This is a genomic window from Actinomyces sp. ICM39 (assembly GCF_000282935.1).
GTDB lineage: Bacteria > Actinomycetota > Actinomycetes > Actinomycetales > Actinomycetaceae > Pauljensenia > Pauljensenia odontolytica_B.
Window position 1 is genome coordinate 18,476 of the sequence record NZ_ALCB01000108.1, and the last position, 11,577, is coordinate 30,052.

9 protein-coding genes are annotated in these 11,577 nt (G+C 66.0%); 1 reads left to right on the forward strand and 8 read right to left on the reverse strand.

Translation table 11 applies throughout. From position 1 onward, the window contains the following. Window positions 1–46: 46 nt before the first annotated feature. The 7 genes from HMPREF1137_RS06985 to aspS form a co-directional block, all read right to left on the reverse strand. Window positions 47–841: an ABC transporter ATP-binding protein gene (locus HMPREF1137_RS06985; RefSeq protein WP_007590446.1), complete on the reverse strand. Its 795-nt coding sequence runs from the start codon at window positions 839–841 to the stop codon at window positions 47–49. Beyond that, window positions 838–1,887 (reverse strand): FecCD family ABC transporter permease, encoded by a 1,050-nt coding sequence (locus HMPREF1137_RS06990; RefSeq protein ID WP_007590463.1) that lies wholly within the window; start codon window positions 1,885–1,887, stop codon window positions 838–840. The genes HMPREF1137_RS06985 and HMPREF1137_RS06990 overlap by 4 nt, the downstream gene beginning before the upstream one ends. Continuing rightward, entirely contained in the window at window positions 1,884–2,879 is a 996-nt protein-coding gene (locus HMPREF1137_RS06995; protein WP_007590461.1) for a FecCD family ABC transporter permease, read from the reverse strand. The genes HMPREF1137_RS06990 and HMPREF1137_RS06995 overlap by 4 nt, the downstream gene beginning before the upstream one ends. 35 nt (window positions 2,880–2,914) lie before the next feature. Then, window positions 2,915–3,952, reverse strand: coding sequence for an ABC transporter substrate-binding protein (locus tag HMPREF1137_RS07000; protein WP_007590531.1), 1,038 nt, complete (start codon window positions 3,950–3,952; stop codon window positions 2,915–2,917). A gap of 86 nt (window positions 3,953–4,038) precedes the next feature. Next, entirely contained in the window at window positions 4,039–5,223 is a 1,185-nt protein-coding gene (locus HMPREF1137_RS07005) for an alpha/beta hydrolase-fold protein (RefSeq protein WP_007590539.1), read from the reverse strand. Between the two features lie 4 nt (window positions 5,224–5,227). Next, entirely contained in the window at window positions 5,228–5,845 is a 618-nt protein-coding gene (locus tag HMPREF1137_RS07010) for an L-threonylcarbamoyladenylate synthase (protein ID WP_007590419.1), read from the reverse strand. A 74-nt stretch (window positions 5,846–5,919) separates the two neighbouring features. Then, window positions 5,920–7,725, reverse strand: a complete 1,806-nt coding sequence (aspS, locus tag HMPREF1137_RS07015; protein ID WP_007590527.1) for an aspartate--tRNA ligase — start codon at window positions 7,723–7,725, stop codon at window positions 5,920–5,922. Window positions 7,726–7,827: 102 nt separating this feature from the next. Between aspS and HMPREF1137_RS07020 the strand changes: the two genes are divergently transcribed. Next, window positions 7,828–9,240, forward strand: coding sequence for an MFS transporter (locus HMPREF1137_RS07020; protein ID WP_196792976.1), 1,413 nt, complete (start codon window positions 7,828–7,830; stop codon window positions 9,238–9,240). Here HMPREF1137_RS07020 and HMPREF1137_RS07025 read toward each other — a convergent pair. Next, window positions 9,228–11,387, reverse strand: coding sequence for a DEAD/DEAH box helicase (locus tag HMPREF1137_RS07025; RefSeq protein WP_007590514.1), 2,160 nt, complete (start codon window positions 11,385–11,387; stop codon window positions 9,228–9,230). The two genes, HMPREF1137_RS07020 and HMPREF1137_RS07025, sit on opposite strands and share 13 nt — an antisense overlap. Between the last annotated feature and the right edge of the window lie 190 nt (window positions 11,388–11,577).

The window sequence follows — 11,577 nt, forward strand, 5'->3', positions numbered from 1 at the left end:
GATGACCCGCTGGTCAACATTTGAGATTTTTAGACACACACGCACCTCAACGACGAGGAATCACCAGTGGAGCACCCGTCTCAGGATCATCGATGATGCGGCACGCGACCCCAAAAACCCGCTCCACAAGCTCTGGAGTCACCACACTCGTGGGCGCGCCCTGCGCAACGATCTGTCCGTCTTTCATAAAAACGAGGTGAGTGGCATATCGGAACGCCAGATGCAGATCATGCAAAACGGCAACAACCGTCGTGCCCGCACGCTGCATGCGCTCCGCCAGGCGCAATACCTCGAGCTGATGATTCAGGTCGAGATACGTCGTCGGCTCGTCGAGGAGAAGAATGTCCGTCTCCTGAGCAAGCGACATCGCGATCCAGACGCGCTGACGTTGGCCGCCCGACAGCTCGCCAACCCGGCGCCCCACCAGGTCGCGAACCCCAGCGTCCCGCATCGCGCGAGCCACGGCCTCGTCGTCCCGTGAACTCCACTGGTGGACCAGGGACTGATAGGGATAGCGGCCACGCGCAACCAAATCCTCGACGAGCATGTCGCCGGGAGCGACCGACGACTGCGCAAGTAACCCGAGTCGACGCGCGAGGGCCTTCTGATTCATATCGCCCACGCTTTGCCCATCCAGCTCGACCACACCACTGCGAACACCAAGCACGCGGGCCAGCGAACGCAGCAGAGTCGACTTTCCGCACGCGTTTGGACCCACTATGACGGTCAACTCCCCCGGTAGCACGTCCAGGGTAAGACCCTCGAGAATCGGAGCGTTCTTCCCGTAGCCGACGACGATATCCCGGGCGCTCAGGCCCCGGTTCACGACAGACTTCGTCACGATTTCACCTCACGAATCAACAACCACAGAAGGTACAGACCTCCGACGACGCCGGTCACAACGCCGACTGGGAGCTCAGCGGGAGCCACAAGCCTTTGAGCGCAGATATCAGAGACCAGCACGAGCACAGCGCCAACGAGGGCGGAGGAGGCAAATCCGACTCCCCCAGCCGCGCACAGCCGATGCGCGACGTGCGGAGCCGCCAGAGCAACGAAGGCGACCGGCCCGGCGACCGCAGTTGCGGACGCAACAAGCAAAATGGCGACGACAATGAGGAGCACGCGGGTCTGACGCACTCTGACGCCAAGCCCTGTCGCGATGTCATCGCCCATCGCGACAAGTCCGAGGGGAACCGCATAGACGGCACACACCGCAACGACACCGGCGATCACGATCAGCAGAGGCGTCAGACGCGCGATGGTGACGCCCGAGAATGAGCCAGCGCTCCACAGCTGCGCCCGCTGGGCCGCCTCCAGAGGCGCCTTGACGATGAGCAGCGAATTGACCGCCCGCAAGGCCGCCGAACATCCGATTCCCACGAGGACGACGCGGATTCCCGTCACTCGCATGCCTCCCGCGCACGCGAGGATGAACGCGCCCGAGGCGAGTCCACCGAGCAACGCGCCGATTCCTGTGACGGCGGGGCTCGAACCCAGAATAATGATGGCAATCAGGGCGCCGGTCGCGCACCCCGTGGACAGGCCCACGATGTCGGGGCTACCGAGCGGATTGCCTGAGATCGTCTGGAAGATGCGCCCCGCGATTCCGAGTGCCGCACCAACAGCCACCGCCGCGAGCATACGCGGCAGGCGCACGGACTGGACGAAGTAGACGCCCAAAAAGTCATCTCGAGGCCCACCGTCTCCGAGGAGACGACGGAATGAATCGGCGGCGCTGAGCCCATAATCACCGAGAGTGAGCGAATAGACCGCCAATGCACACAGAAGAACGAACCCGATGAGCACGACTGCGGCGCTGCGCCGGTGCACACGCACCGACACGCGACGCAGCGAGACAATTGTGTAGCGCGACGGAGCTGGTCTCATGACATGCCCTTTCCGCGCGCCCCAATGATAAAGAACGGCGCACCGATCAAAGCGACGATAACGCCAACGGGAACCTCGGAAGGCGCCAGCACGAGACGCGAGAGAACATCGGCGGCGCACACCCACGCAGCACCCACGACGGTCGACCAGAGGGCGATCGCGCCCTGCCGAGCGCCGACAACGCGTCGAACCATCAGCGGTACTGCGAGGCCAACAAACGTCAGCGGACCGCCCAAGGCAGTCGCTCCCCCGGCCAGAGCAGTAACGGCTACAACCCCGAGCACGCGAATGAGGCGCACACGAACTCCGAGGCTCACCGCGGCGTCATCGCCGAGCGCAAGAACGCCCAGCGCCGACGTAATCAAGACAGCAACCACACCGCCGCATGCGATGACTGCCCCGGCGGCAACCACGGAGCCCATGTCGACGCCCTCTAATGATCCCGACGCCCAATATCGGAATTCGTTAAACGCAAACTGATTCGCCGCGAGGACCGCCTGGGTCAGCGATGCGAGGGCAGCGGACACAGCGATTCCCGCCAGGGCGAGGCGCGAGCGAGATCCGCCCCCACTGCCGGAAATCGCGAAGACAAGACCAGCCGCGACCCCCGCGCCGACGAGGGAAGCACCGAGCGTCACCGTGCGGGTAGCGACTCCGGTCGCCGCTGTCGCCGTCACAACGAGAAAAGCGGCGCCCGCGTTGATGCCGAGAACGCCGGGATCGGCGAGGGGATTACGTGTCATCGCCTGCATGATGGAACCCGCCAATCCGAGCGCCGCACCGATCACCAGCGCCGCGATCGTACGGGGGACGCGCAGCTGGGTGACAACTTGGGCATCCTGACTGACGCCCCCGTTGACCAGGGCATCCCACACGACGGTGGGAGCGATCTGACGTGAGCCGAGCGCGAGAGAGGCTGTCGCCACGATGGCAAGCACCAGCGCCGCCACTGCGCAGGCAATGGCGACGCTGGTGATGCGACGGGTAGTCATGTCAGGTCATCAACCCGGGTTGTCCTGTCACGAGTTCAGGAAGCCGGGACAAACTGGGCCTCGATGCTGGAGATGATGCCGTCCATGAGGAGGTAACCACCGGTTGAGGTCCACAGGGAGCCGTCGACGGGGATCACGTGATTCGCCTTCACGGCGCTGAGAGAATCGAAGCCAACAGTAGCCTTTGCCTCTTCGAGGGCGGCGGCCGAGGCCTCGACGCCCGTGTTGCCACCGGCGGAGGGGTTGTTCACCGAAGACTTGCCGAGCGTACCGAAGAAGATCCAGTCGGCGTCAATCTGATCGATGTTTTCCAGCGAGACGGGCTCGGAGTGGCCCTCGCCGTCACGATCCTGGTTTGCGGGACGCTTCATGCCGAGCGCGGTGAGAGCCTGGCCGGCGGGGAGCTCCTTGAGGATGAGGCCCGCGCTATCGCCCTGCCAACGCACGACCGAGTATGTCTGATCGAGGTAGCCGGCGTCCTTCAGTCGGGCGCTGACGGAGGCAACGTGCTTGTCAAATTCCGCGAGCTTGGTCTCAGCCTGGTCGGCAACGCCGAGCGCGTCGGCCGTCAGGGTGAAGGTCTCGCGCCAGTCGCCACCCTTTTGCGTGGTGAAGAAGACGGGCGCAATCTGAGCCAGAGCGGTCAGCGTCTCGGTGTCATTGTTCTTCACCGACGTGCCGTCGACGAGGATCAGGTCCGGGTGAGCGGCACCGATGGCCTCAAGGTTGGGGGTGCCGATCGAGCCCAGGATCGGGATATCGCCCGCGCGATCGACGAGATAGTTGGGAACGGTCTGCTGGCCGCGGCCGGAGACGACGCCGATCGGCGTGACACCGAGGGCGAGCGCGTTGTCAGTCGTCGGCTCGGAGAGCGTAACAACACGGCTGGGGTGCGACGGCAGGGTAACCTCCTGGCCGGACGCATCGGTGACGGTGCGCGTCGCGGAAGTCTCGGACGTCGCGGAGGCCTCGGGGGACGAGGCCGGGGCAGGCTGGGTGGACGAGCAAGCTCCCAGGGCGAGAGCGGTCAAAGCGACGCCAACGATGGCGCGAATTCGCGTCGACAGGTGCACGAGTGCCTCAATTCAGTCGATCTTGTTAGGTGTATAGGTAAGCCTAACCTACAGACTGCACATTGACCTGGCTATCTCAATCCTGGTCAGTATGTGATAGCCCACCACCCATCGAGGCTACGCACGATGCCCTCGCGCCACCAGGCAACGTCGTGTCCGCTGCGGTAGTGGTCCACGTCGACGGGCACCCCCAGCCCTCGTACAAGCTCAGCGCACGAATCGACCACGGGGCGCATTGTTTGTTCCAGCGTGCCCACCTGCAGGCGCAGCTGCACATCCCTACGCGGCCGAACGCTCCCGGCGCGAAGGTCGCCCATCAGCGTCCCTTCGCCAACTCCTCGTTGCTCTCCTCCCCACCACAGGGACGGAGACTGAGCGACCGCACAATCGAGGGAAAGATCACTGCGCAGCGCCGCTTCCAACACAGCCAGACCGCCGTAGGACTGGCCGGCGACCATCACAGGCCCCGCCCCAGCCTCGTCACACACTGCCCGTAGCAGCGCCACGACACTGTCCACGTCGGTCAACTCCGCCTCGCGCGCGCCCAAATCTCCAGCGTCGATCGTCACGACGCGCAGGCCGGGATAGCGCCGCGTCAACCAGCCGACGCCGTTGCCCCGCCAGATCTCGCCGTCGAAAAGGATGAGCGTACACGTCGGATCCGCGTCGCCGTCATAAACGATCACATCATGCTGGCGCGTGACAGAGAGCCGCGCACTCACATCTGCAGCGATGTCCCGTTCACGCGCCGCACGCATCTCGGGAGCAGACAGATCCTGCGACGGCCACACCACCCGCGCGTCGGGCCCAACAAAGAGTGAGGCTGCGGCACCGCGTCCATTCACGACCCTGAGCGGATTCGACGAATCGGGAGACGCATCGTCAAGGAATCGGATCCACTCCCCCATGTCCGTAGCCACGCTGGGGTCGAGGCCCGACGGCCCGACGATCACCGTTTGATAGCTGAGGATCGCATCCGCGGGAAGCGCGCACACGAGCGCCCGCGCATCCCCGCGCCCAGGCCCTATCGACATGCAAAAGTCGTCGAGGTGCTCGCGCGCCCGATCCGTGATCGTGTTCAGGACGACGTAGCAGTCAGCCGCGGCCTGAGCGCCCCATTGAAAAGTGACGCGAACAGCGTCGACCCCATCAATGACAAGGCGCGGTCCGACGATCGGGAGCCCGTCGGCGTAACGATAAATTCCGTCTGACACCTCCCAGCGCAGCCGGCAAAATCCGGTGCGCGAAAAAGACGTCTGCTCGAAGGCCACGCGCTCAGTCGAAGAGCGAGATGTCGCCCGCACCGACACGTGCGACAACGGCATCCCCGCCGGCGAAGTCGATGACCGTGGTCGGCTCGGCGACGCCCACGGGCCCCACGACGACCAGGTCGACCAGGTGTCCGATGCGATCATCCACGTCAAAGCCGTCCGTCAGCGGCTCTTCCTCGCCCGGCATGATGAGCGTCGAGCAGGCCAGGGGTTCACCCAGGGCCTCCACGATCGCCTGCGTGATGACGTGATCGGGGATGCGCACGCCCACCGTGTGCTTCTTCTTGTTCAGCATGATGCGCGGGACCTCCTTGGTCCCCCGCAGGATGAACGTGTAGGGTCCGGGGGTGAGCGCCTTCATGGTGCGGAACTCGTGATTATCGATGATGACGAGCTCGCCGAGCTGCGCAAACGAGTGACACAGCAGCGAGAAGTTGTGCTTGTCATCGAGCTTACGAATCGAGCGGATCGTGTCCATACCCGCCTTGTTGCCCGCCTTCGTGGCAATCGCGTAGCCGGAGTCGGTGGGCAAGGCGATCGTGCCACCGCGCTCGAGCAGGTCAACGACCGTGTTGACCAAACGTGCCTGCGGATTCTCGGGGTGCATCTCGACGTACGACATGTACCCATTGTGCACGAAACCCCCACCGGTCGGTACCCGATGGGGGTTCCGTGGACAAGGTCACGGCGAAGGAATCACTTCTCGGATTCCTCGGAGGCCTCCTCGCCGCGCTTCTTCGGCTTCGCGTCGACGCCAGCTTCCTTACGCTGCGCGGGCGTAATCGGGGCCGGGGCCTCGGTCAGCGGGTCGAAACCGCCGCCGGACTTCGGGAAGGCGATGACGTCGCGGATGGAATCGGACTTCGTCAGCAGGGAGACGATGCGGTCCCAGCCGAAGGCGACGCCGCCGTGCGGCGGGGCGCCGTACTTGAAGGCGTCGAGCAGGAAGCCGAACTGCGTCTGTGCTTCCTCCTCGCCGATGCCCATCACGTTGAACACGCGGTTCTGGATGTCGCGGCGGTGGATACGGATGGAGCCGCCGCCGATCTCGTTGCCGTTGCAGACGATGTCGTAGGCGTAAGCCAGCGCGTTGCCCGGGTCCTTGTCGAAGGAGTCGACCCATTCGGGCTTGGGCGAGGTGAACGCGTGGTGGACGGCAGTCCAGGCGCTGTGGCCCAGTGCGACGTCGCCCTCGGCCTCGGCGTCGCCGGTGGGCTTGAAGAGAGGAGCGTCGACGACCCAGGTGAAGGCCCAGGCGTCGGGATCGATGAGGTCGCAGCGCTTACCGATCTCGAGGCGGGCGGCGCCGAGCAGCTCACGCGAGGGGGTGGGCTTGCCGGCAGCGAAGAAGATGCAGTCACCGGGGTTGGCGCCGGTCGCGGCAGCCAGGCCCTCGCGCTCGGCCTCGGTGATGTTCTTGGCGACGGGGCCACCCAGCGTGCCGTCCTCGGCGATCGTGACGTAAGCAAGACCCTTGGCGCCGCGCGCCTTGGCCCACTCCTGCCACTTGTCGAAAGTACGACGCGGCTGCGAGCCACCACCGGGCATGACGACGGCGCCCACGTAGGGGGCCTGGAACACGCGGAATGTCGTGTCCTTGAAGTACTCGGTGAGCTCGGTGAGCTCGAGGCCGAAGCGCAGGTCGGGCTTATCAGAACCGTAGCGCTCCATCGCGTCCTTGTAGGTCATGCGCGGGATAGGCGTGGACAGGTCGTAGCCGATGAGCGCCCACACGTTCTTCAGGACGTCCTCGGCGACCTCGATGACGTCATCCTGGTCCACGAAGCTCATCTCGATGTCGAGCTGGGTGAACTCGGGCTGACGGTCGGCGCGGAAGTCCTCGTCGCGGTAGCAGCGCGCAATCTGGAAGTAGCGCTCCATGCCAGCCACCATGAGCAGCTGCTTGAAGAGCTGCGGCGACTGCGGCAGGGCGTACCAGGAGCCGGGCGACAGACGTGCGGGGACGATGAAGTCGCGGGCGCCCTCGGGGGTCGAGCGGGTCAGAGTCGGGGTCTCGATCTCGACGAAGTCGCGGGCGTAGAGCGCCTCACGGGCAGCGCGAGAGACCTTCGAGCGCAGACGGATCGCGTACTGCTCGGGCTCACGACGCAGGTCGAGGTAGCGGTACTTCAGGCGGGTTTCCTCGCCCACGTTGCCGGAATCTTCAGCATTGGAGGACACCTGGAACGGCAGAGGCGCGCTGGTGTTCAGGATTTCGATGTCGTCACCCATGACTTCGATGGCGCCGGTGGCCAGGTGCGGGTTTTCGTTGCCCTCGGGGCGAGCGCAGACCTCGCCGGTGACCTTCAGGACGAACTCGGAGCGCAGCTCGTGGGCGACGCGCTCGTCGCGGACGACAACCTGGGCGATGCCGGACGCGTCGCGCAGGTCGATGAACGCCACGCCACCGTGGTCACGACGACGATCCACCCAACCGGTGAGCGTCACGGTCTGGCCGACCAGATCGGTGCCGAGGGTTCCAATGTTGTGAGTGCGAAGCACTGTGATTCCTTTCGTAGTTACCATCCGCGAGACAGGCGGCGGCAGTGTCATTGTACGCCTGCCTTCCGAAGAGTCGCGCGTGCCGCGAGTACGATAGTGAACATGCCAACCGCCGATCCCTCCTCCCCCGCCCACTCATCCTGGACGCCGTCCGAAATTGGCTTGGCCATCGGCTCAGTTCTCCTCATTACGCTCGTGGCCTTCGAGGAGCTCGCCGCCACGACGATCATGCCTGCGGTCGTCGAATCGTTCGACGCCGCCGCGTGGTACCCAATCGCCTCGGGCGCGGCGTTGGCGACACAGCTGAGCGCCACCGTGGTAGCGGGCGCGCTGGCGGAGTGGAAGGGACCCCGTTTTGTCCTGCTCGCGGGCCTGGTTCTGTTTGCCGTCGGCCTGGTCGTGTGCGCTGCCGGTTCAAACATCGTCATTTTCGTGGTCGGGCGTGCGCTTCAAGGCCTCGGGGGCGGCCTCCTCATCGTGCCGCTCTACGTCCTCGTGGGTTCGGTCGCCTCCCCGCGACACCGCCCCACATTCTTCGCATCTTTCTCGTTGGCGTGGGTCCTGCCCTCGCTAGTCGGCCCCGCGATCGCAGGCCACGTGACCCAGGAGTGGGGATGGCGCTACGTCTTCGGCGTCGTTCCGCTCTTCGTTGCGGTCGCGGCGCTCCCTATCGCCTACGTCCTGCGCTCGATCCCGACTGCACAGGGCCAGCGCTCCCCCATGCTCGCGTCCCTCTCGCGAGACGCCGGGCTTGTCGGAATTGGCGTCATGCTGCTCCAGCTTGCGGGCGCCCTGTCCTCGCCCGCCGCGCAGTTCGGGGTCTTCGCCCTCGGCGCGTGCATCACTGCCTGGGCGCTGCCCCGGCTCCTGCCTCGCGGAACGTTCATGTCCCGCCGCGGCATGCCCTCGGCGATTCTCGCAAGGCTGAGCGCGATGGCCTCACAGGTCGGTCTCGCCGTCATGATTCCGCTCATCCTCCAGCGCGTGCACGGATGGTCCGAGGCCTCCTCCGCCTGGTGGGTCACCCTCGGGTCGATCACATGGGCTATCGGGGCAGTCGGCCAGGCGCGCATTCATGATCCGCATCTGCGACGTCGGCTCCCGGTCATCGGCGGCGCGCTGATGGCCATCGGCGCGATCCCCGTCGGAGCCATCCTGTTCCCCACGATACCGGTCTGGGTCGCCCTCATCGGCTGGCTCTTCGTCGGCCTCGGCGTCGGCCTCGTCCACGCGCCTCTGTCCGTTATGGCACTCGAGGTGACCCCCGAGGCCAAGCACGGGCGCGTCGCCTCGTGGCTGCAGGTCGCAGATTCGGCAGGACCAGCCCTCGAACTCGCCCTCGTGTCCGTCGCCATGAGCGCGTGGGCCGCCACCGCCGCGGTGGGCGGGGCGGCCTACGCTCCCTATTGGGTGATTGCTGCTGCGCTTGCGATCCTCACCGTGGTCGCGGTGACGCGGCTGCGTCCCTCATCTGAACGCGCCACGGGTGAGGCAGCTAGCGCTCAGTCGTCGTAACGGCGCTTGCCGAAGTGGCGGCGTCCGCCGTCGCGGCCTCCGTCGCGGTCCCAACCGCCGTCGCGGCCACCCTCGCGTTCGCGGCGGGCGCGCTTGATGTCCTTCTCCCAGCGCTCGGTGCGAACGCTGCGGCGCGGACGGGATCCGTCGCCCTTTTCGAAGCGATGCGGACGCTTCTCATCACGGTCCCCGAAGCGGCCCTCGCGATCACCGTAGCCACCGCGGCCTCGGTTATCTCGGTCGAAGTCGCGGCGCTCACGGCGCTCGAAACCGTCGCGGTCGCCGTGAGAGCGGCCACCGGGGCCCTCGTCCACACGGATGCGTAGCTGTCGGCCCGACACGTATCCCTTGGAGATACGGGACAGCTGCTCGCCGGACAGGTCCGCGGTGATGTCGACCAGTGAGAAGGTCGGGTAGATTTCGATGTTGCCGATGTCGCGGCCGTCGATGCCGCCCTCGCCCGCAATGGCGCCAACGATCGAACCGGGCTTCACGCGGTCCTTCTTGCCCACCTCGATGCGGTAGCGGGTACCGGAGCCGGGTGCCGGGCGGCCGCCCGCTCGGCGACGGGCACCATTCGCACCGCCCTTGAGCGGGCGATCCTTATCGCGACCGGCCTCGAAGGTGGCGCCGACGAACTCGCCGGACTCGTCCAGCTGTTCCTCACGGCGGATCTTGCCGTTGCCACGGCGGTCCTTCTCGCGGCGCGGGGCGGGGCCTTCGTCGCCGACGGCCGTCGCCATGAGGGCGGCGGCGATGTCCTCGACGGAGATCTCATCACCAAGGTCGGCGAGCAGGCGCTTGTACATGTCGAGGCGGCCGCGCTCGATACGAGCGGACAGGCCCTCGAGCAGGCGGCTGGCGCGGAATTCGGAGACTGCTGCGGGCGAGGGAATCTCGACCTCTTCCATCTCGGTGCCCGTGAGCTTCTCGATGCGGCGCAGACGGCCGTGCTCGCGCGGGGTGAAGAAGGTCAGCGCGCGACCCTCGCGGCCCGCGCGGCCGGTGCGCCCGATGCGGTGCACGTAGGCCTCGGGCTCACGCGGAACATCGAAGTTGACGACGAGGGAGATACGCTCGACGTCGAGGCCTCGGGCGGCCACGTCGGTCGCGACCAGCACGTCGAGCGAGCCGTTCTTGAGGCGCTCGACCATGCGCTCGCGCTCGGTCTGAGCGACGTCACCGGAAATACCGGCGGCACGGAATCCGCGGCCCGAGAGCTCCAGCGACACCTCTTCGACATCGGCGCGGGTACGCACGAAGACGATGGCGGCGTCAGCCTCTTCCTGGCCTTCCTTGATGTGCTGGGCGCGGGTAGCCAGCACGCGGGACAGCGCACCGATCTTGTGCTTGTAGGGCACCACCGCGTAGGTCTGGTGGATGGTGTCGACCGTCGAGGACTCGGTGGAAACCGCGACCTTGACCGGATCCTTCAGGTGCTCGCGGGCGACCTTCTCAATGGCCGCGGGCATCGTCGCGCTGAACAGCGCGGTCAGTCGATCATCGGGGGCACTCGAGGCGATCGTCTCGACGTCCTCCGCGAAGCCCATACGCAGCATCTCGTCGGCCTCATCGAGGACCAGCATGCGCACGTTCGACAGATCGAGGGCACCCTTCTCGATGAGGTCGATGACGCGACCCGGGGTGCCGACGACGACCTGAGCGCCGCGCTTGAGCGCACCGATCTGCGGGCCGTAGGGCGAGCCACCGTAGACGGGGACGACGTCGAGGCGGGCCGTACGTGCGGCGAAATCCTCGATCGCCTGGGCACTCTGCATCGCGAGCTCGCGCGTGGGCGCCAGCACGAGGGCCTGGACGTCGCGCTCGTCCGCGTCAACAATTGCCAGCAGCGGCAGGCCGAAGGCAGCGGTCTTTCCGGTACCCGTCTGGGCGATGCCGACGACGTCGCGCAGCTCCAGCAGCGGCGGGATGGCAGCGGCCTGAATCGGGGTCGGGACGCGGAATCCCATGTCGGTCACTGCCGCGAGAATCTCCTCGGGCAGTCCGAGGCTCGCGAAGGTGACGGTCTCGTCGGCGGATTCGTCGCTGTCCGTGTCCGTCTCGTCGACGAGGTCGAGGTCCTCGTCTGCGTCACAAATGTCATCGCGCTCGTCGCGAGCGTCTTCCATGTAGTCCTCAGAGGGCATAGTTGTTCCTTGCCTGTTGCATGTGGGTAGCAAAACCATCGGGGCGGGCCTTCACGGCTCCTCGGCGCGGCCTCACCCATAACAACAAACCCCGCATCCCGCGGGCACCATAACAAGGGGCAGCGCCTCATCGCTACGTTCAGCTTACTCGCCATACAGGCGCAGCGGGGCGCGTGGTCGGCGAACTCAC